Origin of the sequence: Pantoea sp. SIMBA_079 (genome assembly GCF_046940275.1) — a bacterium.
Taxonomy (GTDB): Bacteria; Pseudomonadota; Gammaproteobacteria; order Enterobacterales; family Enterobacteriaceae; genus Pantoea; species Pantoea borealis.
In genome coordinates this window covers 1-26,984 of the sequence record NZ_JAWRYR010000004.1, presented here as the reverse complement: position 1 = coordinate 26,984, position 26,984 = coordinate 1, and the positions used below count along the sequence as shown (strand labels likewise).

The window sequence follows — 26,984 nt, the reverse complement described above, 5'->3', positions numbered from 1 at the left end:
AGAGGACGTTCTTACGTTAAAGGCCGCAGATCCTTGCGACCTGGCGTGAGTTTTTTGCACGCCAAATCGCTTAATAAGCTGAATAACTACACTTTTCTTATGACTGAGCCGCTGTCGATCCAGTATTGCGCGTTGGCATTGCCGCTGCCGGAAAGGGTATTGAGTTTCAGGCTCAGCTGCTCCGGCGGCACCCGCGTGCCATCATCCAGCCGCGCGTCGCTGAGGATCAGCCGCTCCGGCCCGTTATTGTCCGGGCCTGGCTGTACCGCCAGCTTGATACGCAGCACGCTTTCACCCGCGACTTTGCGCGCCAGCTGCGGGTCGGTGATGCTCAGGCTATAGAGCGGTGACGCCGGCCAGCGGTCGTTCTCCAGCTGACGAAAACCCAGGCAGACGTTGCCGCGAATGCGAAAGCTGCTTTTGCGATCCAGTGCAAAACTGCTGCTATCGAGATCGATATCGCTGTAACAGAGATTATCATCGGTGAGCGTCGCATTTTCATCCAGTACGCCAAGATAGCGAATGGTGGAATAGGGCTCAAAATCACCGGCGCGGAACCAGAAGCTGCTGAGACGCAGATCGAGCGCCAGCAGACAGAGCATCGCGCCCACCGCCGCGGTTGATTTCGGATTATCGATGCGTCCCTGTTTATTAAACGGATACCAGTCGCTGGTGTGATACCCCTCCAGCGACAGAATACGACTGCCCGGCAGCGGCTGCAGATGACGCACCAGCGCCTGAATGCCGGGGAAACGCGACGGCCGGCCGGTAAGCAGCAGCACATCACACTGATAGAGTGACACCACTTCGCACATGGCGCGCAGCGCCGGAATGATAGCCATACGGTGCTGCAGAAATTCGCCGTGCAGCTGCGCCATACTGACAACCAGCGGCACCTGCAGCAGATCAAACCGGCTGTCGCTGCCCAGCGTGCGCTGAATTTCGCCATTGACGAACGCCAGCACCGGGCCTGCCGGCTGCTGCGGCACCAGTTCGCCAAACAGCGCGTTGATTTCGCTGTGGCTGTCGAGCGGATCCCAGTTTTCATACCGCTCCAGCACCGCCTGCGCCAGCGGGATAAACAGCTGCAGCGTGACCTGCTGGCGCAGCGTCGCCTGTCCATCCATCCGGCTGTCGTGGCCAAACAGTTTCTGCATCAGCGGTTCGGGCAGGGTGACGCCTGCTTTCTGCAGGCTCTGCTGCAGCGCCGGCAGGATCCAGAGCTGGATCACATCCAGCAGAATGTCATCGCCGGCAACCTTAAAGCCTTCGCGAAACAGCAGGCGCGGCGTAATTTTCACATTATTGCCCTGGCCATCATCCAGCCGGTACTGGGTAATCGCGAGGTCGGTGGTGCCGCCGCCGATATCGATCGAGGCGATGCGCAGGCTTTTGCCCGGCAGTTCATCGCTCTCACGCGGGCGATCGGGGCGCGCCATACTGCTGAAGAAATCTTCTGCGCGTCCGGCAAAATTCACCTGCGTTTCATTGAACAGCCACACCATCTGGCCGCAGGTAGCTTCGTCCCACTCCATCTGCACATCCGGCAGCGGGCGCGGCGCGGGCGCGGCGGCATGCCAGCCCTCTGCCTGCCATACCAGGGCGATCGCTTCCTGCATGCGGCGGCGGAAAATTTCCCGCTCCGGCTTTGGCATGGCAGAAGGCAGCGTCAGGATCACATGCCGCAGCTGGCGCGGCGCCTGACTCTGCGGCATGCGCTGGCGCTGTGCGACGCTGTTCATCTGCATCATCGCCTGCGCCAGCAGCTCGCAGAGCATAAAGGTCATCAGCGCGCTGCGGCTGTAGCTGGCAGAAAATACCGGCAGGCGATCCTCTTCCGGCAGCGACTGCAGCGGCTCTCCCTCATCGTTGATCAGCAGCGTAAAGGGCAGCGCAATAGCCTGCGCCTCTTCGCTCTGACCGCCCGCGTTAAAGCGCCAGCCTGGCTGATAGCGCGCCTCATCCCACAGATAGCGACGCGGGCTGGAGATACCGGTGCTGCCTTCCGTGCCGGCGCGCTGCAGCGCCAGACGGCTCGCCTCGCGCCCCACGCGGGTCAGCGAGGGCCACATAAATGCGTTATCGCGCCCGCTCTGCAGTGAGAAACTCGCTTTACCAAAGCGCGCCTCAGCGAACTCCAGCCGGCTGTCGAACAGCTCATTATAAACGCGGTGCGGCTGTGATAAATCGCGCAGCTGCATCTCATAGGTCTGACGCAGACCGTTGCTCTCTTCCGGGTGATCTTCCACCAGAATGCCGCAGGTATGCGAGTTGCCGACGTCGAGAATGATATCGACATTCACCGCCGGGGTTTGCAGCGACACCGCCTGAATAGCGATCTCAGCCAGATCGAGCTGCTCACCCAGCAGCTCCAGCAGATTGAGGTAGTGCGCCTGATACTCAAATTCACGCAGCGCCTGCGTCAGTGCCAGCTCCCCGCGTGACTCCAGCGCGATCGCCTGCTGCACAAAAGTTTCACGCAGCCAGCCATCAACCCAGGTAAGGTCGAGGAACTCGCCCAGCTCATAGTTGTGCCACGCCAGTGCAAAACTCACGCCGTTCTGCGCATCGGCCGCGCTCAGTCCGAGCTGTTCACCACCTTCAGCCTCCGGCACCAGTCGGGTGTCAAAAGCCAGGGTAATACGGTGCGTATGGCCAGCCGCATCCGGCTCGCTGAGCGGCGCGAGGCAGACGCGCGCCCAGTTGTCGGGGCCGCCGATAAAGCGACGGCCGCTGGTGCAGCGCAGTACCGGCAGCGGCAGCCACTGGTTAGCCAGCAGGGCAAGGGAGTCGGCGAGAGCGACATCCGATTCCGGGCGCACCACTTCAGCCGCGCCTCCCTCTTCCGGGTAGAGCAGAAATTTACCGTTATTGCCGTCCACGTGCAGACGCAGCAGCGGGCCATTAGCGGTCTGGCGCACAAACTGGCGACGTGCCTGTGCAGAGGGCAGACGCAGGCCGAAGTCGAGAAACTGTACGCCGCTCGCTTCAATCAGCGTGATTTTCTGTTTGTCATCAATCAGAGGAGCCAACATGGTTACTTACTCTCACGCTTAATCGTCAACGGAAAGGCCTGTTCGGCCCCATACTGTGCATTACAGCTGGCAATGCCGTCGCCCGCTTTACATATCAGCTCCGGCATACGATAGCGCGACTTATCGCTGCAGCTGGCCGTATAGCGGCTGCGCACCACCATGGTTCCGGCACTGGTCATCGCGGCGGTGATGTCAGCTTTACAGCGAATATTATCGCCCTGGCTGATCCAGGCGGTGCCTTTGCCGTTGCGGATTTTATAACGCAGGCTGGGTGGTTTGCCGGTGGGCAGGTTGGTCTGGCGCAGCGTCACGCGCCAGGTGCCGTCGATAAATTTCACCGATCCGAGGCGGGCATCGTCCGTGGTCATGATCAGGTCGTCCGCCTTTGCCGCTTCAGTATGTTCCGCCACAATCTCAGGCGGAGCGGCGTTCGCCGGTGCCGGTATGGCCGCAGCGGCGTGCTGTGGCAGCGTCGCGGAGAGCGTCGCGGCTTTGACCAGCACGCCGGGCAGAACCGGTGCGCTAACCGGCGCAGGGGCTACGGCTGCAGTCAGGTCAGCCGCGGGCGCAGGCGTTTCGCTGCGCTGTATCCACAGCGTTACCCCGGCTGCCACCGCTGCAGCCGGCAGCAGCAGGGCGAGCGGACGCAGCCGTGACGGGCGGCGGGCCGGGACAGCCGCTGCCGGTTCTGCCACCGGCGGTGCTTCAGGCGATACCGGCTCAGACGCCGCAACGGCTTCAGGTTCAGGTTTAGTGTCGGGCTCGGGCTCAGGCTCAGCAACCGGTTCAGCCGCCAGCGGCGGCGTGACGGGCAGTTCAGGTTCCGCGACCAGCGCCGGCAGCGTCAGCTCCAGCGTGTCGCGCAGGCAGGCAAGCGCGTCATCGCGCGTGCGCGCCAGCGGATCAACAAACCCCCAGAAGGTGATCACCGGTTTAGCGTCAACCAGATAGACATATTGCTGATCGGGAAACTGAAAGCTTTTGCTCAGCAGCGCACCAAACAGGCGCAGCGCCGGCTTGTCCGCCGCGCGCGCGCGTTCGCTCAGCGCCTGCAGCGCCTGCTGATACTGCGTCAGCAGCTCCAGCGCCCGGCGGCGCTCGCTGTCGCTGGCGGCGAGCCAGGATTTGACTTTACCCGCGTGCGGGGCGTACCAGTCAAGGCGATCGCCGCTGTCGCTGGCTTGCGGAATAGCGAGACAGCTGGCGAGCGCATCCTGACGACGCAGCCGCAGCGTTTCGCGAATTTGCAGCGCGGAGATCCACACCGGCTGGCCGCTCTCACCCAGAGCCAGTACCGAATCCAGCTTGCCGCTGCGCAGAAAAGTTTTTGCCACTCGTTGGCCCTTATCGATGGAGGTCACGTGCAAAATATCGTGTATTAATGGCGTAAAAGTGATCTTAAGCCAAATACGGAAAATCAAAGGCGCGAAAAGAGGGGGTAAACGGGCTGTTTTTCCCCGGCTCCTGCACGAAGTGGTTACTAATTAACCGTGGCGACGGGCGGTCAGCAGGAGATGGGCCAGCACGCCGCCCGCCATGCCCCAGAAGGCGGAGCCGATACCGGCCAGGGAGATACCGCTGGCGGTGATCATCACGGTGATGATGGCGCTGTCGCGCTGATCCGGCTCCTGCAGCGCGCGCTGCAAACTGCCGGCGAGGGTAGTGAGCAGCGCAAGCCCCGCCAGCGTCGCAATCAGCACGGCGGGCAGCGCGCCGAGCAGCGCCGCGATCAGCGCGCCGCACAGCCCGGCCAGCAGGTAGAACCCCCCGGCACAGACGGCGGCGATCCAGCGACGCGCCGGATCCGGGTCAGCTTCATCGCTCATACAGATAGCCGCTGAGATCGCGCCCACGCAGACCGAAAAGCCGCCAAACGGCGAGCAGAGCAGCGCGATGGCACCGGTCCAGCTGGTCAGCATCGAGACCGGCGGCTGATAGCCGTGCGCCTGCAGCGTGGCAATACCGGGCGCATTCTGCGAGGCCATGGTAATGAGAAAACAGGGCAGCGCCACGCCGGTCAGGGCGGCAAGCGTAAAGTGCGGCATCACAAATGCCGGCAGGGTGAAGCTGAAGGCGTCCGGCGGCAGGGTCACGCTCTGCTGAAGCAGCGTCACGCCTGTCCCGGCGCTCAGCGCCAGAATGATGGCGTAGCGCGGCAGCCAGCGGCGACAGAGCAGCCAGACCAGGCACATGGTGCCGCACAGTGCGGCGTTGCCCTCCAGACCGGTAAACGTGCCGATACCGTAGCGCAGTAAAATGCCCGCCAGCATCGCTGCCGCGAGCGAGGGTGGAATAAAGCGCATCAGCCGGGCAAACACCCCGGTCACGCCGCTCAGCAGGATCAGCAGGTTAACCGCCACAAACACGCCCGTGACCTCATTCAGACTCAGCCCCTCCACGCTGGTCGCCAGCAGCGCCGCGCCCGGCGTTGACCAGGCCGCAATCACCGGCAGGCGGGTACGCAGCGACAGCGTCAGCGTGGCCACCCCCATCGCCAGCCCCAGCATGGTAAACCAGCCGCCGATCTGCGCCGGTGTGGCTCCCGCCGCCTGTGCCGCCTGCCAGATAATGGCGGCGCTGCTGCTGTAGCCGACCAGAACGGCGACAAATCCTGCGACCAGCAGCGGAATAAACGGGAGAGAGCGGGTGTCGGCCGGATGCATAGAAAACGTCCTGTTGTGCGTTATAACGCACATTGTGGCACGCGTGTCCCGCTGCGACAAGTGATACACTGGAGGGTACGCTTTCAGGAGACGATATGGATAATCTGCAACACGAGTTAGGCCAGACGCTGAAGCAGCTGCGTCAGGAGCGCGGCTGGAGCCTGACGCTGGCGGCCGCCCGTACCGGCGTCAGTAAAGCGATGCTGGGACAGATTGAGCGCGGTGAATCGAGCCCCACGGTGGCTACGCTGTGGAAGATCGTGACCGGCTTTAACGTGCCTTTCTCCCGCTTTATCCACGGCAGCGTGCCCCATTCAGCCAGCACCACGGTATTCAGCGAGGCCAGCGCGCAGATGCAGGTCCGCCCGCTGCTGCCGTTTGATACCCGGGTGGGTGTTGATCTGCTTGAGGTAACGCTCGCCGGCGGCGCCCGGAGCCACTCCTCTGCCCATGAGGCAGGGGTCATTGAACAGGTGGTGGTGCTGGAGGGCGAGCTGCTGCTGGGTCTGGAGCAGGGCGCGCAGCGGCTGCGGGCGGGCGAGGCGTATCAGTTTGCCGCCGATAAACCGCACAGTTACTGCAATCCGCTCGCCACGCCGCTGCGTTTCCACAGTCTGATACACTATCTCTCTGCTAACGAATTTATGAGGAGTCCCCATGGCACTAACCACGCTTGATGCACACACCGCCCTGATCGTCATTGACCTGCAGCACGGCATTGTCCGTCTGCCGGTGGCACCGCTGAGCGCTGACGACGTGATTGCGCGCGCCAGCGAACTGGTCACCGCATTTCACGCGCGTCATCTGCCGGTCGTACGGGTTAACGTCGCGGGCGGTGCGCCGGGGCGCAATGAGATGCCGCGCCACGACGGTGAACTGCCCGCTGACTGGGCAGATCTGGTGCCGGAGATGCAGCCGGAAACGGATGATATCTGCATTACGAAAAAAACCTGGGGTGCATTTCATCAGACCGATCTGCACGCTCAGCTGCAGCAGCGCGGCGTCACGCAGGTCGTGGTGTGCGGCATTGCTACCAGTATTGGCGTGGAGTCGACCGCGCGCGAGGCGTATGCGCTCGGCTATAACGTGACGCTGGCCACCGACGCCATGACCTGCCTTGATGCGCACACGCATGAAAACAGCGTCGCGCGCATTTTCCCGCGGCTGGGTGAAACCGGCAGCACCGCGGAGGTGCTGGCGCTGCTGGCGCAGTAAGGCCTGCCGGTGCCTGATTGGGTCAGGCACCGGGCGGTCAGTTAAAGGCGTAGCTCACGTTAAGGCCGGCGCTGTAGTTACGACCCGGCGCCGGTTCGTAGTAGCGGCCGTTACTTTCGTTCACAATCACCGAGCCAATATAGTGGCGATCCAGCAGGTTATCCACGCGGCCAAACAGATCCAGCGTCCAGTTGCTGATCTGCCACTTGTAACCGCTGTTCAGGCCCGCCAGCGTGTAAGCGGGCGCCCGCACGCTGTTCTCGTCATTGGCCGCAATATCGCTCAGATACCGCACATCGGCGCCGGCGTAAAAGCCCTGTTCCGGCGCATACGCCACGCCCGCATAGGCCATGTTACGCGCAATCCCCGGAATACGATGGCCGCGACAGCTCTCGTCACCGCAGGCGTTAGTGCGGTAACGGGCGTCCAGCAGCGTCCATGCCGCTTTCAGCTGCCAGTCATAGCCAATCTGCTGGTCGAACGCCAGCTCCAGGCCGCGGCGGCGCGTCTCACCGGCGTTTTTATAGGTTGAGCGTCCTTCATCGCTGCCGGCTGAAACAATCTCATTGCGGGTGTCAGTCTGAAACAGCGCGGCGCTGAGCAGGCCGTTGCCGAGGCGCTTTTTCGTGCCGAGTTCCAGCGTCTCGCTGGTGGCGGGCTGCAGACCCAGGTTCAGGCCGCTGGTGCCGCGGGTGCGGTAAGAGAGCTCATTCAGCGTAGGGGTCTCGAAGCCGCGGCCGGCGGAGAGGTAAGCGTTCCAGCCCGGATCGATAGCGTAATTCAGCGCGGCGGCCGGCAGCCAGCGATGATAGCGACGGCTGCCGCTGTCGTCCGGATCGCTGGCGGTAACGTAGCGATCGTCCGAGGTAAAGTTCACCGTGCTGAAGCGCACGCCCGCATCCAGCGACCACGCGTCCGTCAGCTGCCAGGCGCTCTGCAGATAGGGATCGAGGTTCCAGATCCGGTTGCGTTCATCACGGCGCCGCTCACCCTGCACGCCCAGGGCGCCATCCGGGGTAAAGTTGCGGTAGCCCTTGCGTTTTTCCGTCATGGTCTCGTAGTCGAGACCGCCGGTCAGCGTCACCGGCACGCTGAACAGCGCGTCGCGATGGGTCCAGCGCGTATCGATGCCCTGATAGTGGCGCGTCAGCGCAATCACGCCGCCGGGATGACCGAGTTGGTCTGGGCGGGTCTGCGCCACAACCGGAATGGACTGATACTGCGTGGTTTCACGCTCACCGGCCCAGAGCATCAGGCTCAGATCGTCATGCTCGCCCATCTCGCGCTGATAGCGCACGCCCGCCTGGGTCTGATCCACGCTTTTACGGGCGTTATAGAGAGAGACGTTGCTGGCGACCTGACGCGGATTGTCGCGCCACTGCGCGGCCGTCAGGCCGCCCGGATCCTGCGCCTCCAGATGCACGCTGTTAAACAGCAGCGTCAGGGTGCTCACCTCATCAATGCGCACGCCGAGCTTTGCGTTACCGAGGTTTTTCTGTGCGGCGCTGTGGTCGCGATAACCGTGGGTGGTAAACCGCGAAGCGGAAAGGGTGTAGCTGACATCGCCCGGCTGCGTGCCGTCGCCCGTTGCGCCGCTGGCTTTTACACTGTTGCGCCAGCTGCCAAAGCTGCCGTACCAGCTGCCCGCCTCCAGTACGGGAGGCTGTTCACCGCTGGCGGTTTCAACGTTAATCACGCCGCCTGATGCATTGCCATACAGCGCCGAGAAAGGGCCGCGCAGGACGTCAACGTGCGCCACCGAGCCGATATCGATATTGGATGTCTGCCCCTGGCCGTCGGGCATGGTGGCGGGAATACCGTCGACGTAAAGGCGCACGCCGCGTACGCCAAACGTTGAGCGCGAGCCAAAGCCGCGTACAGAGAGCTGCAGATCCTGGGCGTAGTTCTGCCGGTTGAGTATCTGCAGGCCAGGCACGCTGGCGAGATTCTCTGACAGATTGACGCGCGGGGCAGCATGGCGCATAGCTTCGCCGCTGACGACGCTTACCGCAGCGGGCGTATCGAGTTCAGAGAGGCCGCTGGCCGCGGGTGCCGCGCTGACCACCAGCGTACGCTCCGCGTTATCTGCGGCGAGCAGCGGCAGCGGCAGCAGCGCCGGCAGCAGCAGTGCCCGGCGCAGTAAAGCAATGTTCATAATGAAAACCGTCAGAAAAAGGAATGAACCAAAAGGATCTCAGTGGCAGGTATGTTACCGGTTATGTCATTTGATTGAAAAGCGTAAAAAATAGTGCGGACCGTTGCCGGCAGGATGAAAACGTTACCGTATTGCACCACACCCCTGGTGGCGTACTACGCTTTCTGTCACTGTAAAGAACAGTGCTCACATCATCAGGAGAGAAAATGCATCAGCAACCGGTTGTAGCCGTACTGGGTCTGGGGGCGATGGGCCACGCGTTCGCCGCCAGCTTACTGAAAAAAGGGTTTCGCGTGCAGGGCTGGAACCGCACCCGGGCTAAAGGGGAAGATCTGGAGGCGGCGGGCCTGCAGCTGAGTGACAGCGCGGAAGACGCCGCAGCGCAGGCGGATGTGGTCATTACCATGCTGGCCGATGGAGATACCACCCGCGACGTGGCGGCGCGCATCGCGCCGGTGCTGAAGCAGAATGCCACTCTGGTACAGATGGGCACCATCGGCGTCGCGGCAACCGACGCGCTGATCGCGCAGATCGCCGCGGCGCGTCCCGATATCAACGTTATCGATGCGCCGGTCTCCGGCACCAAAGCGCCGGCAGAAAACGCCCAGATTCTGGTGCTGGCCAGCGGCGACCGCGCGCGGGCTGAGAACGCCGAACAGGTCTTTGCCGCAATCGGCAAAGGCACGCAGTGGCTGGGCGAGGCGGGTGCCAGCTCGCGCATGAAGCTGGTGGTGAACAGCTGGCTGATTGGCCTGATGCAGAGCCTGGCAGAGAGCACGCGACTGGCAGAGCAGTTTGGTTTCAGCACGGACGATCTGTGGCAGGTGCTGGAGGGCGGTCCGCTGGCGGCGCCTTACGCTAAGGTCAAGCTTGGTGCCATTGCCAGCGAGGACTACACCCCGCAGATGCAGCTTACCTGGGCGCTTAAAGATGCAAAACTGGCGCTGGAGGCGGCGGGAGAGACCCGGCTGCCGGCGCTGGAGAACATTGCGCAGCTCTGGCAGCAGGCGGTGGAGGCGGGCTACGGCGATCAGGATCTGGCATCTGTCTACGCCTGGCTGAAACGCGGGGATGAGTAAACAGATAAGCTTCGATTTTTCCCGGCGCCCGCTGATACCGTTTGCGCACGATTACGCACACGGCGCCCGCGAGCCGTGGCACCATCACACCTGCGCGCAGCTGATCCACACCCTGAGCGGCGTGATACGGGTTGAGACGGCGCACGGCAGCTGGATGGTGCCGCCCAGCCGCGGGGTCTGGCTGCCCGCCGGCACGCAGCACGCGCTGCAGACGGGCGGTCAGGTCGCTGCACGCACGCTGTTTATCGATCCGCTGGCGCGCGCTGACCTGCCGGCCAGCTGTCAGGTGGTGCAGATCTCCGCGCTGCTGCGTGAGCTGATCGTAAGCGCGCTGTCGCTGCCGGACGACTACTCCCCCGGCAGCCGCAGCGAACGCATTTATGAGCTGATCCTTGATGAGATCAGGGTAATGAATGTGCTGCCGTTTGACCTGCCGATGCCGCAAAGTCCGCGCCTGCTGGCGCTCTGTACCCGTATCCGGCAGAGCGCAGGAGAGCCGTGGACGCTGGCGCAGGCGGCGGCCGAACTCTGCGTGGCGGAACGCACGCTCTCGCGTCATTTCAGCCACGAAACCGGACTGCGCTTTGGCGACTGGCTGCGGCGCGCCCGGCTGAGCCAGGCGCTGATGCGGCTGGCGCAGGGCGAAAGCGTATTGCGGGTGGCGCTTGACCTCGGCTATGAGAGTCCGGGCGCGTTCAGCGCGATGTTTCGTCGCGTGCTGGGCGTCTCACCGGCGGGCTACTTTCCGCCGGCAGAAAGGCGTCCGCCGCATTGAGCAGCGCCTGCAGCGAGGCGCGCGTCACGTCGCTGTCGATTCCCACACCCCAGGCGCGTCCGCCGTTTGCGTCGGTACAGCAGATATAGGCGACCGAGCGGCTGTCGCTGCGTTTGCCCAGCGTGTGTTCGTGGTAATCCTCAATAGCGAGCGCGCGTCCGTAGTGCTGCTGCAGCGCGCTGACGGCAGCCGAAAGCAGGCCGTTGCCGCTGCCATTCAGCGTGCGTGTACCTGATGCTGTCGTAAACTGCAGGCGGAGACGCGTTGCCCGTTCATCGCTCTGGCTCTCTGCCGTTTCAAGCTGGCGCGCCGGCTGTGTCAGGCCGTAGTGGTGGCAAAACAGCTGCCAGAGCGCGTGATGCGTCATTTCGCCGCCTTGCGTATCGGTCTGCTGCTGCACCCGCTGACTGAAATTCTGCTGCAGCGCGCGCGGCAGCTGCAGCCCGTGATTCTGCTCCAGCAGCCAGGCGCTGCCGCCTTTACCCGACTGGCTGTTGACCCGGATCACCGCCTCATAGCTGCAGCCGATGTCGCGCGGATCGAGCGGCAGGTAGGGGATCTGCCAGCGGGTTTCCTGTCGCGCCGTGCGTTCGGCAAAGCCTTTGCGGATGGCGTCCTGATGAGAGCCTGAAAAAGCGGTGAAAACCAGCTCACCGGCATAAGGATGACGCGGATGCAGCGGCAGCTGATTGCAGGTGGTTACCGTCTCCACCACCTGTTGCATGTCGCTGAAATCAAGCCCCGGCGCCACGCCCTGGGTATAGAGATTCAGCGCCAGCGTCACCAGGTCAACGTTGCCGGTGCGTTCGCCGTTGCCAAACAGGCAGCCCTCGACGCGATCGGCGCCCGCCAGCAGCGCCAGCTCGGCGCAGGCGGTGCCGGTGCCGCGGTCGTTGTGCGGATGTACGCTGATCGTCACCGCTGCACGCTGGCTGAAGTGGCGACAGAAGTATTCAATCTGATCGGCATAGACGTTGGGGGTATTGACCTCCACCGTGGCAGGCAGATTGATGATCATCGGTCGCTGCGGGCCAGGCTGCCAGATCGCCGCCACCGCTTCGCAGATTTCCAGCGCAAAGTCCGGCTCGGTAAAGCAGAACGTTTCCGGCGAATACTGAAATGTCCACGCCGTGTCAGGCTGCGCGGCACAGCGATCGCGGATCTGGCGGGCGGCGCTGCACGCCAGGGCGACAATTTCCGCTTTGCTCTGACAGAACACGCGCTCGCGAAACAGCGGGGCGGTGGCGTTGTAAAGATGAACAATCGCCTGCCGGACCCCCGTCAGCGCCTCAAACGTGCGATCGATCAGATCGCTGCGCGCCTGGGTGAGCACCTGAATGGTGACGTGGGGCGGAATGCGATCTTCCTCGATCAGCTCCCGCACAAACGCATAGTCGGTCTGCGACGCAGCGGGAAAGGCCACTTCAATTTCACTGAAGCCGCAGCGCAGCAGCAGCTGCCAGAACGCCAGCTTGCGGGCGCTGTCCATCGGCACCGCCAGCGCCTGGTTGCCGTCGCGCAGGTCTGTTGAGAGCCAGCGCGGCGCGTGAGTGAGCTGGCGCGACGGCCACTGGCGATCGGCCAGCGGCAGCACGGCGGCAGGGTAATATTTATCAGCAGGGTAAGTCAGCATAGTCGTCTCCTTTGGCAGAGCCTGTAGTGTGGCGCAGGCAAACGGCCGTCTGCCTGCGCGTAGCGGACAACCACGGGTGCGAAACGGACAGGTTGGCGAAAGCGGTACGGACGCGTAGCATAGCGCCACACTTTCCGGTTCAGGCAGACTATGTCATTTCTTACGTTCGACGGTCACAACGACCTGTTACTGCGGCTCTGGCTGCACCATCGCGACGATCCGGCGCGCGCGTTTTTTTCCGGTACAGAAACCGGGCATCTCGACTTTCCGCGTATGCAGCAGGGCGGCTTTGGCGGCGGGCTGTTTGCGCTGTTTGTGCCGCCGGCAGGCTATCTCAGCGAGGTGGCACCTGAGCGTGCGCGGGAACAGCTTCCGCCGCTCACCATTCTCTGGCAGCAGCTTGCGATCCTGAAAACGCTGGCGGCGGAATCCGCCGGGCGCGCCCGGCTCTGCCTGAACGCGGAGGAGATCGCCGCCTGCCGTCGCGACGGCGTGCTGGCGCTGGTAGCCCACATCGAAGGGGCCGACGGTTTCGACGGCGCCGGAGCGGATCTGCAGGCGTTTTATCAGGCCGGCGTGCGCAGCATCGGGCCATTCTGGAACCTCGCTAACCGCTTTGGTCACGGCGTTACCGGCGCGTTTCCTGGTTCGCCCGACAGCGGCGACGGACTGACGGAAGAGGGCCGGCAGCTGATTGCGCTGGCCTGTGAGCAGCGCATGGTCATTGATGTCTCGCACATGAATGAAAAAGCGTTCTGGCAGACGGCGCGGCTCAGCACGCTGCCGCTGGTGGCCACGCACTCTAACGCGCACGCGCTCTGTGCGCAGCCGCGTAATCTGACCGACGATCAGCTGCGCGCCATTCGCGACAGCGGCGGCGTGGTGGGGATAAATTTCGGTAACGCCTTCCTGCGCGGTGACGGAAAGCGCGATGACAGCACGGCTCTGACGGAAATTGTTAAACACGCCGCGCATCTGATCGCTATTATGGGCCGCGATCATGTGGCGCTGGGATCGGATTTTGACGGCATCAGCGTACCGGCGGCGTTAAAAGATGTCACCGGATTACCGCGGCTCTATGCGCTATTGCAAAGTCTCGGCTATGATCAGGCATTGACTGAACAGCTCGCGTGGGGCAACTGGCAGCGCGTGCTGCGCCAGATCTGGCAGGCCTGAACCGCGTTTCCCTGATGAATCAGGGTTGATCTCCGCGCGACATTGGCGCAACATCGCCGCGCCTGGTGTACTGCCCGCAGTCGCCAGCGGCATTTATGGCAGAGCCTGCTCTGCGTTTTCATCGATGAGGAAGAACACTATGTGGAAAAAACCTGAGTTTGTTGACCTGCGTCTGGGCCTGGAAGTGACTCTGTACATCTCCAACCGCTAAGACTCTCTGCCCGCCGCTCGTGCGGGCATTCTCTTTTTCTGCTTCGGTCTTTCACATGTTTATTAAAGTTCTCGGTTCAGCGGCAGGCGGTGGCTTTCCGCAGTGGAACTGTAACTGCGCCAACTGCAGCGGCCTGCGTAACGGCACAATCCAGGCGCAGGCGCGCACCCAGTCCTCTATTATTGTCAGTGATGACGGGGAAGAGTGGGTGCTATGCAACGCCTCTCCCGACATCAGCCAGCAGATTGCGCAGACGCCTGAGCTGGTAAAAAAAGGGGTGCTGCGCGGCACCGCTATCGGCAGTATTATTCTGACGGACAGCCAGATTGACCACACCACCGGGCTACTCAGCCTGCGTGAAGGCTGCCCGCATCAGGTTTGGTGCACGCCTGAAGTTCATGCCGATCTCACCAGCGGTTTTCCTGTTTTTACGATGCTGCAGCACTGGAACGGCGGCCTGACGCATCACGGAGTGACGCCGCTTGAGCCGTTCAGCGTGGCGGTGTGTCCCGATCTGCAGTTTACCGCGATCCCGATCCTCAGCAACGCTCCCCCTTATTCCCCGTACCGCGACCGGCCGCTGCCGGGGCACAACGTGGCGCTGTTTATTGAAAACCGCGCCAGCGGACAGACGCTGCTCTACGCGCCGGGTCTGGGCGAGCCGGATGCGGTGATCATGCCGTGGCTGCAGAAAGCGGACTGCCTGCTGATTGACGGCACCGTCTGGCAGGATGATGAACTGCTGACCACCGGCGTTGGCAAAAATACCGGACGGGCGATGGGCCATCTGGCGCTGGCCGAAGAGCAGGGTCTGATGGCGCTGCTGGCCGCGCTGCCGGCAAAGCGCAAAATCCTTATTCATATTAATAACACCAATCCGATCCTTGACGAACACTCGCCGCAGCGCCAGTTTCTGACGCAGCAGGGCATTGAAGTGAGCCAGGACGGGATGGCGATCCATCTGCAGGAGTCCGCATCGTGATCACCGACGCTCTGACCCCCGAGGCGTTTGAACAGGCGCTGCGCGCCAAAGGCGCTTACTACCATATTCATCACCCTTACCATAAAGCGATGCATAACGGTGAGGCAACGCGCGAGCAGATCCAGGGCTGGGTCGCGAACCGTTTCTATTACCAGACCACCATTCCGCTGAAAGATGCCGCGATCATGGCCAACTGCCCCGATCCGGCCACGCGGCGCAAGTGGGTGCAGCGTATTCTCGATCATGACGGCAGCCACGATCGTGAGGGCGGCATTGAAGCCTGGCTGCAGCTGGGTGAGGCGGTGGGCCTGACGCGCGAGGCGCTGCTGTCGGAACAGCACGTGCTGCCCGGCGTGCGGTTTGCCGTTGACGCCTATGTCAATTTTGCCCGCCGCGCTAACTGGCAGGAAGCGGCGTGCAGTTCGCTGACCGAGCTGTTTGCGCCGCAGATCCATCAGTCACGCCTCGACAGCTGGCCGCAGCACTATCCGTGGATCAAAGAGGAAGGGTACTTTTACTTCCGCAGCCGACTGAGCCAGGCAAACCGCGACGTTGAGCACGGGCTGGCGCTGGCACTGGAGGTCTTTACCACCGCGGAACAGCAGAACCGCATGCTGGAGATCCTGCAGTTTAAACTCGACATTCTCTGGACAATGCTGGACGCCATGACAATGGCCTACGTGCTGCAGCGTCCGCCTTATCATACGGTCACCGATCGGGCGGCCTGGCATACAACAAGACTGGTGTAAGCGCATGAAAGATACCCTGATCCCCGCGTTCCGGCGCGGCTATCGTCTGCAGTGGGAAGCCGCGCAGGAGAGTCACGTCGTGCTCTACCCGGAAGGCATGGCGAAACTGAATGAAACAGCAGCGGCCATTCTGGAGCTGGTGACCGGTAAGCAGGACGTGGCAGCGATCGTCCGCACGCTTGACGCCCGTTTTCCCGAAGCCGGCGGCGTCGGTGACGACGTGAAAGATTTCCTGCAGTCAGCCGTTGAACAGAAATGGATCCAGTGTCGTGAACCCGAATAAACCCGCCGTTAATGCGCCGCTCTGGCTGCTGGCTGAGCTGACCTATCGCTGCCCGCTGCAGTGCCCGTACTGCTCTAATCCGCTCGATTTTGCGCAGCAGGAGAAAGAGCTGACCACCGAACAGTGGATTGAGGTCTTCCGGCAGGCGCGCGCTATGGGTAGCGTACAGCTCGGCTTCTCCGGCGGCGAGCCGCTGGTACGCAAAGATCTGCCTGAGCTGATCCGCGCCGCGCGCGATCTCGGCTTTTACACCAACCTGATCACCTCCGGCATTGGCCTGACCGGGAAAAAGCTCGACGCCTTTGCGGACGCCGGTCTGGACCATATCCAGATCAGCTTTCAGGCCAGCGATGAGACGCTCAACGCCGCGCTGGCGGGCTCGCAAAAAGCGTTTCAGCAAAAGCTTGAGATGGCGCGGGCAGTGAAAAAGCATGGCTACCCGATGGTGCTGAACTTTGTGCTGCATCGCCACAACATCGATCAGATCGATAAAATTATCGATCTCTGCATTGAGCTGGATGCCGATGATGTTGAGCTGGCAACCTGCCAGTTTTACGGCTGGGCACACCTGAACCGCGAGGGGCTGCTGCCCACGCGGGAGCAGATCGCCCGTGCTGAAGAGACGGTGGCACGCTACCGGGCTCGCATGAGTGAGAGCGGCAACCTGACCAATCTGCTGTTTGTGACGCCGGATTATTATGAAGAGCGTCCTAAACCCTGTATGGGTGGGTGGGGCTCCATCTTCCTCAGCGTAACCCCGGAAGGCACCGCGTTACCCTGTCACAGCGCGCGCCAGCTGCCGGTTGAATTTCCTTCCGTGCTGACGCAGAGCCTGCAGTCAATCTGGTATGACTCCTTTGGTTTTAACCGCTATCGCGGCTTTGACTGGATGCCGGAGCCGTGCCGCTCCTGTGATGAAAAAGAGAAAGATTTTGGCGGCTGCCGCTGTCAGGCATATATGCTGACCGGTAATGCTGACAATACCGATCCGGTCTGCAGTAAATCACCGCATCACGGGCAGATCCTGGAGGCGCGGCGCGAGGCAAACTGCAGCGATATCAAAATTGCCCAGCTGCAGTTCCGTAACCGGGCCAACTCCACGCTGATTGTCAAACAGCGTCTCTGATGATGCAGCGTACCCTGACGCTGGCCAGCGGCTTGCGCTGCCACCTGTATCACCAGCCTGACGCCCGCGAAGCTGCGGCGCTGATGCAGGTCGGGGCCGGCAGCCTGCATGAGCCCGATCGCTGGCCGGGACTGGCGCATCTGCTCGAGCATCTGCTGTTCTGCGACAGTGCGCGCTTCAGTGGCAGCCAGCGTCTGATGCCGTGGGTACAGCAGCAGGGCGGCGAGGTCAACGCCACCACCCGGCTCAGCCGCAGCGCGTGGTTTTTTCAGCTGCCGGCCCCGGCGCTGGAAGGCGGCGTCACGCGGCTGGCGGACATGCTGCTCGCTCCGAAGCTCACGCCTGACGTCATTCGCCAGGAGTGCGCCGTTATCGATGCGGAGTATCAGCTGCTGCAGAGCCACAGCGAAGCGCTGAGCGAAGCGGCGCTGCTGCATCCGCTGGGAGAACGCTTCAGGCGTTTCCGCGCCGGCAGCAGGGCGGCTTTTGGTGACAACGTCACTGATTTGCAGCGCGCGCTGCGCCGGTTTCACCAGACCCGCTTTACGGCACCTGCAATGCAGCTCTGGCTTTCCGGACCGCAGTCGCTGGACGAACTGGAGAGTCTGGCCGCAGCGTTCAGCGGCCTGCCGGGCGACAGCGTTCCGGCGCTGCCGGTTGTGCCACAGCAGCCCGACGACAATGCGATCACGCTGCTGGAGCTGCCGGGTGATAACGCTTTCTGGCTGACGCTGCTGACGCCTTACTCTCACAATTTTAGTGACAGTGTCACTCTGCTGCGCAGCTACTGGCTGGATGAAGCCGAAGGCGGTCTGCTGCATCAGCTGCGCGGCGAGAAGCTGTGTGACACCCTGCAGGTCAGCTGGCTGTGGCAGGATACCCGGCACGCATTACTTGCGCTGCGCTTCAGCGCGCCAGCGATCTCATCCGCGCAGGCCTGGCGTATAGAGCAGCGTGTCTGGCAGCACCTGCAGGCCGTGCAGCACACTACGCTGCGCCAGCAGCAGCACTACCTGCAGCTGGCGCAGCGCGACTTCCGCGCGGAGACGCCGCTGCGTCAGCTGCGGCTGCGGGCAGCGGCAGAGGCGCCTGCAGCGCATCTGCCATCGGACCTTGCATCGGCTATCCTGCAGCTGACGCAGGCCCGGCGGATGCGCCTGCTGACCCGGCAGCCGCTGAGCAACGCCCTGACCTGCATCACGCAGGGATTTACGCTGCGCTGCAGCCGCGGGGCGTTTTCCGCAGACGTACCGGCGGCAGCTGTCCGCTGGCAGTTTCCGCCACGTGCGATACGGGCTGATGCCACAGGCTCCGGCGGTACCGCTGCCGCATTACCTCAGGCGCTGCCGGTTGAACCAGCTGAGACGCTGCTGCTGCGCCCGGCGTGCTATCAGCCGCTTGCCGACCGCGCCGGCATGGCGTACCAGCGGCGTCTGCGGCCGCTGCTGGCAGAGCTGCGCCATCTGGGTGGCCGTGGCGTCTGGCAGCAGCAGCAGGGGATCTGGCAGCTGCTGCTGGATATTCCGGCAGACGCCGCCGTGGCCTGGCAGCTGCTGCCGGCCATCACGGCGCAGCTGAGCGCAGCGGATGAGGCGGGCGACCCGCCTGAGCCCGCGGCCATTGTTATCCGCCAGCTGCTGCAGACGCTGCCCTCTCAGCTGCTGCATCCGGCGTCAGCCCGGCGCTGGCAGGCGGCGTGGTGCGGGCATGACCGGCATCTGAATCACTACGCCGCGCAGAGCCTGGCGAGGCTCAGGCGGCAGGCTACGCCGTCTGCATCGCCTCCGCTGCGGCGTGGCATTACGCCCGTTGCCTGTCAGGGCCGCGACCAGGCGCTGCTGCTGTTTATTCCCCTGACGGCACCGGATGACATCAGCCTGGCGGCGCTGCAGGCGCTGGGGCTGTTTCTGGCACCGCGCTTTTTTCAGCGGCTGCGCGTGGAGCAACAGACAGGCTATGTGGTCACGGCCCGCTATGAGCGCTGCGCCGATGTGGACGGGCTGCTGTTTGCGCTGCAGTCGCCGGATATTTCCTGGGTACGCCTGCTGATCCACTGCCGGCGCTTTCTGCTGGATATGCAGACGGTGCTGAGCCAGAGTGACGACGAAACGCTGCGCGCGTGGCAGCAGACGCTGCAGGAACGCTGCCAGCCGCACGCTAACCGGCAGGTGGCGCAGGATCTGCTGCGGCGCGAAGCGGGCGGGCCGTGTCTGACGCCTGAGGCGGTCGCCGCCCTGACGCTGCCGCATATGCTGCAGCTTTTCCGGCAGCTGGTGCGCCAGCGGCGGCGCTGGCGGGTGCTGATTAACCGGCCCTGAACCGGCACAAACGTGCGCCGCTGCCTCACCCGACAAAAGTTTACACGGCAAAACTTGGCGTTTGCGGCGGCGTTACATAAAATGCCCGCACTTTTCTCTGAGGCTGCGGCATGATGATATCGCCCCAACGCGCAACGTGGATCCTGGCACTCGCTTGTCTGGTGCTGGCGTTTTGCCTTGTACAGCGCAGCTTCAATTTGCCCGCCCAGCCGGTGAACGCCGCTGCTGTTTTCGCTGAGATCGGCGCGCATGATACGTCCGCCAGCAGTGATAAGCCCTGTGCACTGAGCGCTAAATCCCTCAGCGGCAGTACACCGGTGTTTGATGCCGTACTGCCGCTGCTGATGCTTGTTATGGCACTGCTATCAGCGCTTGCTGCACCGCAACATCTCTCTTTCTTCTGGCGTCATAAAACGCATCGTCCGCCGCTGCGACGGCGACATCTTACGCTCTGCGTCTTCCGGGAATAACACTTCGCGCTGTTTCGCGTATCCCCTGTTATTTACCGGAGAATTTATCATGACTGTTTTACTCAGGAGCCTGCTGCTCCTGCTGGCAGGCTGCGTACTGAGTGCGCAGGCTGCGGATACCGGCTGGCTGCGCAACGCGCAAAACAGCCACGCTGAGGTGCGCCTGCGCGCCGCGCCGCAGGCGGGCGACACCCGGCTGCTGCTTGATATTCATCTGCAGCCAGGCTGGAAAACCTACTGGCGCACGCCGGGAGAAGGCGGCGTGGCACCGGCCATCGCCTGGCAGACGCCCGGCATCAGCGCTCAGTGGTTCTGGCCTGTACCGGCACGCTTTGATGTCAGCGGACTGACCACGCAGGGCTATAAGGGAAATGTCACGCTGCCGATCGCACTGCAGCGTCAGCCGGACAGCCGTACGCTTACCGGCACGCTGACGCTGTCTACGTGCAGCGACGTCTGTATCCTGACGGATTTTCCGTTCAGCCTCGATCTGGCCCGGCCGCCAGCGGCGGAATTTGATCGCGATTTTGCCCGTGCGATGGGGCTGGTTCCGCCCGGTGCCGGGCTGACTGATGAGCTGAACGCCAGCTTTGTGAACGGTGAGCTGCAGATCCGCGCGGTACGCCAGGCGGGCTGGCGCACGCCCGAACTCTTCTTTGACTATCCGGCGGGCAGCATGCTGGCAGCACCGGCGATCAGCGTGCAGGGCAACACGCTCAGCGCACGCGTGACCGTGACCGACGAGTGGGGCGATGCGGCACCCGACCTGCGCGTCCGCCAGCTGTCGCTGGTGATCAGCGATAACGGGCTGGCGCAGCAGAGCCAGGTGACGATTGAGGCGGAGCCGCTGCTGAGCAGCGAGGCGCGCAGTACGCTATGGTCGGTGCTGCTGCTGGCGCTGCTTGGCGGTCTGGTGCTGAATCTGATGCCCTGTGTGCTGCCGGTTATGGCGCTCAAGCTGAGCGGTCTGGTGCAGCAGCAGGCACAGACCCGTCACCAGACGCGCCTGCAGTTTCTGGCATCCAGCGCCGGGATCCTCTTCTCCTTTCTGCTGCTGGCCCTCCTGATGAGCGTGCTGCGCCTGAGCGGTCAGGCGCTGGGCTGGGGCATACAGTTCCAGAACAGCGGATTCCTGCTGCTGATGACCGGCGTCATGTTTCTGTTCAGCGCCAGTCTGTTTGATCTGCTGCATTTCCGTCTGCCCTCAGCCTTTAACACCCGGCTGGCCACGCATCAGGGGAACGGACTAACGGGACACTTTGCGCAGGGCGCGTTTGCCACACTGCTGGCAACGCCGTGCAGCGCGCCGTTTCTCGGCACGGCGGTGGCCTATGCGCTGACCGCGCCGCTGCCCCAGCTCTGGCTGCTGTTTACGGCGCTCGGTATCGGCATGAGCGTGCCGTGGCTGCTGGTGGCCGCGCTGCCGGGCGTTGCGCGCTGGCTGCCGCGTCCGGGACGCTGGATGGTTCATCTGCGCACGCTGCTGGGCATACTGATGCTGCTGGCAGCGCTCTGGCTGGTTACGCTGCTGATCCCGCACTGGGGCAGTCGCGCAGCAGGCCTGCTGGCCGCCGCGCTGCTGCTGATGCTGCTGATCTGGCTGCTGCGCCGTCGCGCACTGCAGCAGGCGGGTGCGGTGGCTGTCGTGCTGATGGTAGCAGGGGCACTGTTCCTGCTGACGCGTCCGGCAGAGGATGCCGGTGAACTCCGCTGGCAGCCGCTGTCAGAGCACGCCATCGCCGCGGCGCTGCAGCAGAACCGGCGTGTGTTTGTCGATATCACCGCTGACTGGTGCATTACCTGCAAGGTTAATAAGTCCCGGGTGCTGAATCAGCCTGACGTTCGCGCCGCGCTGAGTGCAGAGGACGTCGTGCTGCTGCGCGGCGACTGGACACAGCCGGATCCCGCCATTGGCGACTTTCTGCGCCAGCGCGATCGGGCGGCCATTCCGTTTAATCAGATTTATGGCCCGGCGCTGCCGCAGGGTCAGATTTTGTCACCGCTGCTGAACCGTGACGCGGTGCTCTCCACACTGAATAAGGCAAAAAAATGATGAAAAATATCCTGTTTGCTGTGCTGCTGCTGAGCGCACCGGTACTGGCTGCTGCCCCTTTTACGCCGGAGCAGGAGGCGCGTATCAAAGTGCTGATCCGCGAAACGCTGGTACAAAACCCCGCCATACTGGCTGAGGCCGCCGATGCCTTTGATAAGGAAGCTGCGCGACAGCAGCAGAATGTGGTGGCGCAAATGGTTGAAAAAAACCGTGATATGCTGTTCAGCGATGCCGGATCGCCGCGTATCGGCGCTGAAAAGCCGGCGCTGACGCTGGTCTATTTCACCGATTACAACTGCGTATTTTGCAAAAAATTTGAGGCCGATATTACGACGCTGCTGAAAGCGTATCCGCAGGTGGCGGTGGTGATTAAACCGCTGCCTTATCGTGCCGAAAGCTCGCTGAGTTCAGCGCGACTGGCGCTGACGGTCTGGAATCAGCAGCCGAAAAACTTCCTGAAGCTGCATGAAATGCTGATGACCAAAAAAGGCAATCACGATGAGGCCAGCATCAGCGCCGCGCTGAAAAAAACCGGTATTACCCTGGCGGCACCGGATAAAGCGAGCCTGGATACCATTAATCACAACCTGACCCTGGCGCAGCAGCTGGGCGTGCAGGGCACCCCGGCCACGCTGGTGGGTAATCAGCTGATCAGCGGTGCGGTGCCGTATGCACAGCTGGAGGCGGCGGTGAAAGATGCGCTGAAGGCGGCACCGTGAGCCGGCTGAAGCGCTGGCTGCGTGAAGCGCTCTGGCTGCTGCTGGCAGGCGTGCTGATTATGCTGGCGGCTGACTGGCTGCGCGCGCCGCAGCTGCCTGCCGATCTGGCACAGCAGCCGCTCACCACGCTGCAGGGTGAGCAGAGCTTGGCCGGGCTGAGCGTATCAAAACCGGTGCTGGTTTACGTCTGGGCCAGCTGGTGCGGCGTTTGCAAACTGACCACGCCGGTTGTGGCGAGGCTCAGCCAGCAGGGTGTGCCGGTGGTAAGCGTGGCGCTGCGATCGGGTTCAGATGCGCAGGTGACACAACAGCTGACAAAAAAAGGGCTGCAGGGCATAGCCGTTAATGACGCGCGCGGTGAACTGGGGCAGCGCTGGCACATTGCGGCTACGCCAACCTTTATCGTGCTTTATCAGGGCCGGGTAACCAGTACCACCAGCGGCTGGAGCAGCCGCTGGGGACTGATGCTGCGTTTATGGTGGGCTGCACAGTTCAGCGGATAATAACGGGCGCCTGCGGGCGCCTTTTTTAATAATACGTGGCTCAATTTTACTTGTTTAATAATCTCCAAAAGAAGTCATTTATAATTATCCGGCAAACTCACTACGCGCTGCGGTTATTTTGTTATTTGCAACTGGCTTATTTAATTCAGTCATTAATTTTTTTTGCAATAATGCCGCAACTGATGCATACCTGAATAACAGACTAATTTCTGATTATAGCGGCGGAATATTTTTATGCGCCGCAGGGAGAGAGAGGATGCGTATTCATCATCTGAACTGTGGTTGCATGTGCCCGCTGGGCGGGGCGCTGTTTGATGGCTTCAGCCGTGGCCCCTTTGCTGAACTGGTGTGTCATTGTCTGTTAATTGAAAGCGATCGGCACGGCCTGATTCTGGTGGATACCGGACTGGGAATTAATGATATGCGCTATCCGGAACGCCGGCTTTCCGGTTTTTTTCGTCTGCTGAATAATATTCATTACAGTGAACGGATGAGTGCACTGAGACAAATTCAGCTGCTGGGTTTTCAGGCCGAAGATGTCCGGCATATTATTCTGACCCATCTCGATTTTGATCATGCAGGCGGCATCAGTGATTTTCCGGCGGCGCGGATCCATCTCCTGCAGCGCGAGCTTGATACGGTACGCAGCGGACGTGAGCAGAGCTGGCTGGCGCGTCAGCGCTTCCGGCCACAGCAGTGGACCGCGCACGATGGCTGGCGCGGCTACGCCAGTGAGGGTGAACGCTGGTTCGGGTTTGATGCGGTCAGAGCCATAGACGATCTCAGTGATGAGATCCTGCTGGTGCCGCTGCCGGGACACACCGCCGGACACGCAGGCGTGGCGATCCGCCACGGCGATGGCTGGCTGCTGCATGGCGGCGATGCCTGGTTTTATCGTGGAGAGATGCATCACACCCGACGCCACTGCACGCCGGGTCTGCGCGCTTATCAGCGCCTCATGTGCAGCGATCGCGAGGCGTGGCGCATCAATCAGCAGCGGCTGCGTGAACTTTCGCTGCAGCCCCAGAGCGGCGTTGCGCTGTTTTGCAGCCACGATGCGCGCGAACTGGCCCACTACCGGCCGCACTGCTAGCTTTTTTGCCGGTTTTCTGCGCATTACCCTTTATCTTTACTAATATTTCTCTGGCGGCGTGGCGAAGCCTGTCGGCTCGCCGCCGTCTGAAAACTCTAAAGGGAGCGTGCCATGTTTCATACCTCGGGAAAGTCGGCGTTCGGCATTACGCTGTATGCCTTGCTGGAGCCACTGCCGCTGGGCTTTTTTTTTGCCGCCTGGCTGTTTGATATCCTCTATCTGCAGACCTTCGTGGTGATGTGGACCAAAGCCGCCAGCTGGCTGATTGTGTTTGGTCTGCTGCTGGCTATTCTGCCGCGAATTATCAGCCTGATTCATCTGTTTCGCGGCGTCACCGCCGGTGAGAAAACCCACTTCTGGCTCTCGCTGCTGGCCATACTGGTGGCCATTGTTAACGCCTTTATTCATAGCCGTGATGCGTATGCGGTGGTACCTGTGGGCGTTACGCTGTCGACCATAGTGGTGGCGCTGCTGCTGATCGCCAACGTACAGCTGGCGCTGCGCGCGCGTCGTATCCCGGGAGGTCGTCCATGAAACTGCGCATTCTGAGTGCTGTCAGTCTTGCTGCGCTGCTGAGCGCCTGCGACAGCGGATCCTCTCTCGATCCGCAAAAACAGATCGGACCGAATCCCGAGCTGCCAAAAGCGCAGAATTTTTTCATGCCGCCTATGCAGGTGCCGGAGGGGACGCCGTGGAAAACCGGTGAAACGCCAAAAGTGGCGGACGGGCTGAAGATAGAGCGGATCCCGGCGAAGCTGATGCACCCGCGCCAGCTCTATGTTTTGCCAAACGGCGATGTGCTGGTGGCCGAGGCCAACGGGGTGAAAAATCCGGTAACGGCCCCGAAGCAGCTCATCATGGGCATTGTGCAGAAATCCTCAGGCAAAGGTGCGCCGGGCGGCAACCGTATCTCGCTGCTGCGTAACGTCAACGGTAAATGGGAGCAGCATCTCTTTATCGAAAACCTGAACGCGCCTTTTGGTATGCAGCTGATTGGCAACACGCTTTACGTGGCTAATGCCGACAGCCTGGTGAAGTTCCCTTATCAGACCGGGCAAACGGAAATCCGTACCGCGCCGGAAGAGGTAACGGCGCTGCCGGGGGGTGAGCTTAACCACCACTGGACCAAAGCACTGCTTGCCAGCCAGGACGGCAGTAAACTCTATGTCGGTGTCGGCTCTAACAGCAATATCACCGAAAATGGACTGGGTGCCGAGTATCAGCGTGCGGCGGTGTGGGAAGTGGATGCAGCCAGCGGCGCGAGCCGCATCTACGCCAGCGGCATCCGCAATCCCACCGGGCTGCAGTGGGAGCCGCAGAGCGGTAAGCTATGGGCCATTGCAAATGAACGCGATGAAATTGGTTCCGATCTGGTTCCTGACTATCTGACCTCAGTGCAGGACAACGGCTTCTACGGCTGGCCCTGGAGCTATTTTGGCCAGCACGTGGATGATCGGGTCCGCCCGCAGCGGCCTGATCTGGTAGCGAAAGCGATCAAGCCGGACTACGCCCTGAGTTCGCATGTTGCACCGCTCGGATTGCTGTTCTACGGCGCAGACAATATGCCGCAATATCGCGGTGGTGCGTTTATCAGCGAGCACGGCAGCTGGAACCGGACGCCGCTTAATGGCTACAAAGTGGTGTGGGTTAAATTTGAAAACGGCATGCCGGTGGGTGAACCACAGCCGGTGGTCACCGGATTCCTCACGGACGATCAGAAAAACGTGCGCGGTTTGCCGGTGGGGCTGGCAACGGATAATCAGGGCGGGGTACTGATCGCGGACGATGCGGGTGATGCGATCTGGCGCATCAGCGCGGCGCAGTAGTTTTTACCGGTAAAAATAGAAAAGGATTTGGCTGGTCAGCCAAATCCTTTTTTTTGGTTCGCTTAAGCGGCGGGTAACCGCGCGGCGAACGGGGTGCTCAGCACTCCTCACACAGCGAATCATAAAATGTGACGGGAAATATTTCAAGTTTCAGGAAATTACTGTATGGTTATACAGTGTTGAGTGCGGGCGGAGTATCGTTGCTTTCTGATGACTCTCAGGGGCGCGGATAGTCAAATCCCGGCAGGTTTCAGGTGGTGCTGGCCTGTGGCTTTAGCAATGAGTGCCGCTCAGCGCTCCTCACAGATGTGCTCAGGCGGCCGGCGGGTAGGGTCAGGGCCCCGGCCGCTGAATGGCGCGCGCTCCTGTCAGAGGAGAAGGAAAGTGATGGAACTTGTGCGATTGCTCCTGGACATTGTCCGGATTATCCTGCAAATCATCGTTGCCCTTTTGCAACTGACCGGTCAGGCGCACTGACCGGAACTTGAAACAAGGCGGAGCTCACCCCTCCGCCTTTTTTCGTGGCCGCTCAGGCTGTCTGCATGCGGCCCTGGCGTATCCATTTAACACCGGATTTTACATGCAACCAGGGCGCCATAAATGGTGCCCCTACGGAATGACGTAGAGAACGGTAAATGCATCTCCGCAGGGGCCGCATTCATGCGGCCCGTGGAGGCAGATGTCTATTCCGGACCAGAGCGCCATAAATGGTGCCCCTGCGGAATGACGTAGAGAACGGTAAATGTATCTCCGCAGGAGCCGCATTCATGCGGCCCGTGGAGGCAGATGTCTATTCCGGGCCAGGGCGCCATAAATGGCGTCCCTGCGGAATGACCCTGGTGTCGGTAAATGCATCTCCGCAGGGGCCGCATTCATGCGGCCCGTGGAGGCAGATGTCTATTCCGGACCAGAGCGCCATA

Annotated in this window: 23 protein-coding genes; 18 read left to right on the top strand and 5 right to left on the bottom strand. The window is 62.0% G+C overall.

Annotation, left to right across the window (positions count from 1 at the left end):
* Positions 1-86: 86 nt before the first annotated feature.
* From SB719_RS07510 to SB719_RS07500, 3 genes are all read right to left on the bottom strand, one after another.
* Positions 87-3,035, bottom strand: coding sequence for a virulence factor SrfB (locus SB719_RS07510; protein ID WP_412159105.1), 2,949 nt, complete (start codon positions 3,033-3,035; stop codon positions 87-89).
* Positions 3,036-3,037: 2 nt separating this feature from the next.
* Complete coding sequence (locus SB719_RS07505) at positions 3,038-4,369, bottom strand: SrfA family protein (RefSeq protein ID WP_412159104.1); 1,332 nt, start codon at positions 4,367-4,369, stop codon at positions 3,038-3,040.
* Between the two features lie 150 nt (positions 4,370-4,519).
* On the bottom strand, positions 4,520-5,698 hold the full coding sequence (locus tag SB719_RS07500; RefSeq protein ID WP_065649413.1) for a benzoate/H(+) symporter BenE family transporter: 1,179 nt from the start codon (positions 5,696-5,698) through the stop codon (positions 4,520-4,522).
* 95 nt (positions 5,699-5,793) lie between these two features.
* Here SB719_RS07500 and SB719_RS07495 point away from each other — a divergent pair, with 95 nt between their 5' ends.
* A complete protein-coding gene (locus SB719_RS07495) occupies positions 5,794-6,375 on the top strand; it encodes a helix-turn-helix domain-containing protein (RefSeq protein WP_065649412.1) in 582 nt (193 codons plus the stop codon).
* Positions 6,356-6,913: an isochorismatase family protein gene (locus SB719_RS07490; RefSeq protein ID WP_065649411.1), complete on the top strand. Its 558-nt coding sequence runs from the start codon at positions 6,356-6,358 to the stop codon at positions 6,911-6,913. Before SB719_RS07495 ends, SB719_RS07490 begins: the two co-directional genes overlap by 20 nt.
* 37 nt (positions 6,914-6,950) lie before the next feature.
* Here SB719_RS07490 and pqqU read toward each other — a convergent pair whose 3' ends face one another.
* Entirely contained in the window at positions 6,951-9,068 is a 2,118-nt protein-coding gene (gene pqqU / locus SB719_RS07485; RefSeq protein ID WP_412159103.1) for a TonB-dependent receptor PqqU, read from the bottom strand.
* Positions 9,069-9,274: 206 nt separating this feature from the next.
* Between pqqU and SB719_RS07480 the strand changes: the two genes are divergently transcribed.
* Positions 9,275-10,147: an NAD(P)-dependent oxidoreductase gene (locus SB719_RS07480; protein WP_304231993.1), complete on the top strand. Its 873-nt coding sequence runs from the start codon at positions 9,275-9,277 to the stop codon at positions 10,145-10,147.
* Positions 10,140-10,922, top strand: a complete 783-nt coding sequence (locus tag SB719_RS07475; protein ID WP_304231990.1) for an AraC family transcriptional regulator — start codon at positions 10,140-10,142, stop codon at positions 10,920-10,922. The genes SB719_RS07480 and SB719_RS07475 overlap by 8 nt, the downstream gene beginning before the upstream one ends.
* Here SB719_RS07475 and leuA read toward each other — a convergent pair.
* On the bottom strand, positions 10,843-12,555 hold the full coding sequence (gene leuA / locus SB719_RS07470) for a 2-isopropylmalate synthase (protein ID WP_065649408.1): 1,713 nt from the start codon (positions 12,553-12,555) through the stop codon (positions 10,843-10,845). The two genes, SB719_RS07475 and leuA, sit on opposite strands and share 80 nt — an antisense overlap.
* A gap of 150 nt (positions 12,556-12,705) precedes the next feature.
* Between leuA and SB719_RS07465 the strand changes: the two genes are divergently transcribed.
* The 14 genes from SB719_RS07465 to SB719_RS07400 all read left to right on the top strand — a co-directional run bounded on the left by SB719_RS07465 (position 12,706) and on the right by SB719_RS07400 (position 26,064).
* Positions 12,706-13,731 carry a dipeptidase gene (locus tag SB719_RS07465; RefSeq protein ID WP_065649407.1) on the top strand — a complete coding sequence of 342 codons (1,026 nt, stop codon included), beginning with the start codon at positions 12,706-12,708 and terminating at the stop codon, positions 13,729-13,731.
* 139 nt (positions 13,732-13,870) lie between these two features.
* Entirely contained in the window at positions 13,871-13,942 is a 72-nt protein-coding gene (gene pqqA, locus SB719_RS07460; RefSeq protein ID WP_010617686.1) for a pyrroloquinoline quinone precursor peptide PqqA, read from the top strand.
* 55 nt (positions 13,943-13,997) lie between these two features.
* Entirely contained in the window at positions 13,998-14,924 is a 927-nt protein-coding gene (pqqB, locus tag SB719_RS07455; protein WP_065649406.1) for a pyrroloquinoline quinone biosynthesis protein PqqB, read from the top strand.
* Positions 14,918-15,673, top strand: a complete 756-nt coding sequence (gene pqqC / locus SB719_RS07450; protein WP_065649405.1) for a pyrroloquinoline-quinone synthase PqqC — start codon at positions 14,918-14,920, stop codon at positions 15,671-15,673. The genes pqqB and pqqC overlap by 7 nt, the downstream gene beginning before the upstream one ends.
* A gap of 4 nt (positions 15,674-15,677) precedes the next feature.
* Positions 15,678-15,956 (top strand): pyrroloquinoline quinone biosynthesis peptide chaperone PqqD, encoded by a 279-nt coding sequence (gene pqqD, locus SB719_RS07445; protein ID WP_065649404.1) that lies wholly within the window; start codon positions 15,678-15,680, stop codon positions 15,954-15,956.
* The gene (gene pqqE / locus SB719_RS07440) at positions 15,943-17,082 is read left to right on the top strand and encodes a pyrroloquinoline quinone biosynthesis protein PqqE (RefSeq protein ID WP_065649403.1); all 1,140 of its coding nucleotides are present in this window, start codon (positions 15,943-15,945) and stop codon (positions 17,080-17,082) included. Before pqqD ends, pqqE begins: the two co-directional genes overlap by 14 nt.
* Positions 17,082-19,400: a pyrroloquinoline quinone biosynthesis protein PqqF gene (gene pqqF, locus SB719_RS07435; protein WP_314689016.1), complete on the top strand. Its 2,319-nt coding sequence runs from the start codon at positions 17,082-17,084 to the stop codon at positions 19,398-19,400. The genes pqqE and pqqF overlap by 1 nt, the downstream gene beginning before the upstream one ends.
* A gap of 110 nt (positions 19,401-19,510) precedes the next feature.
* Entirely contained in the window at positions 19,511-19,870 is a 360-nt protein-coding gene (locus tag SB719_RS07430; RefSeq protein WP_304231970.1) for a hypothetical protein, read from the top strand.
* Between the two features lie 49 nt (positions 19,871-19,919).
* On the top strand, positions 19,920-21,923 hold the full coding sequence (locus SB719_RS07425; protein ID WP_412159102.1) for a protein-disulfide reductase DsbD family protein: 2,004 nt from the start codon (positions 19,920-19,922) through the stop codon (positions 21,921-21,923).
* A complete protein-coding gene (locus SB719_RS07420) occupies positions 21,923-22,642 on the top strand; it encodes a DsbA family protein (RefSeq protein WP_412159151.1) in 720 nt (239 codons plus the stop codon). Before SB719_RS07425 ends, SB719_RS07420 begins: the two co-directional genes overlap by 1 nt.
* Entirely contained in the window at positions 22,639-23,145 is a 507-nt protein-coding gene (locus tag SB719_RS07415) for a protein disulfide oxidoreductase (protein ID WP_412159101.1), read from the top strand. The genes SB719_RS07420 and SB719_RS07415 overlap by 4 nt, the downstream gene beginning before the upstream one ends.
* Before the next feature lie 256 nt (positions 23,146-23,401).
* Entirely contained in the window at positions 23,402-24,238 is an 837-nt protein-coding gene (locus tag SB719_RS07410; protein WP_065649398.1) for an MBL fold metallo-hydrolase, read from the top strand.
* A gap of 111 nt (positions 24,239-24,349) precedes the next feature.
* Complete coding sequence (locus tag SB719_RS07405; RefSeq protein WP_065649397.1) at positions 24,350-24,772, top strand: DUF2231 domain-containing protein; 423 nt, start codon at positions 24,350-24,352, stop codon at positions 24,770-24,772.
* Positions 24,769-26,064, top strand: coding sequence for a PQQ-dependent sugar dehydrogenase (locus tag SB719_RS07400; RefSeq protein ID WP_065649396.1), 1,296 nt, complete (start codon positions 24,769-24,771; stop codon positions 26,062-26,064). The genes SB719_RS07405 and SB719_RS07400 overlap by 4 nt, the downstream gene beginning before the upstream one ends.
* Positions 26,065-26,984 lie beyond the last annotated feature (920 nt).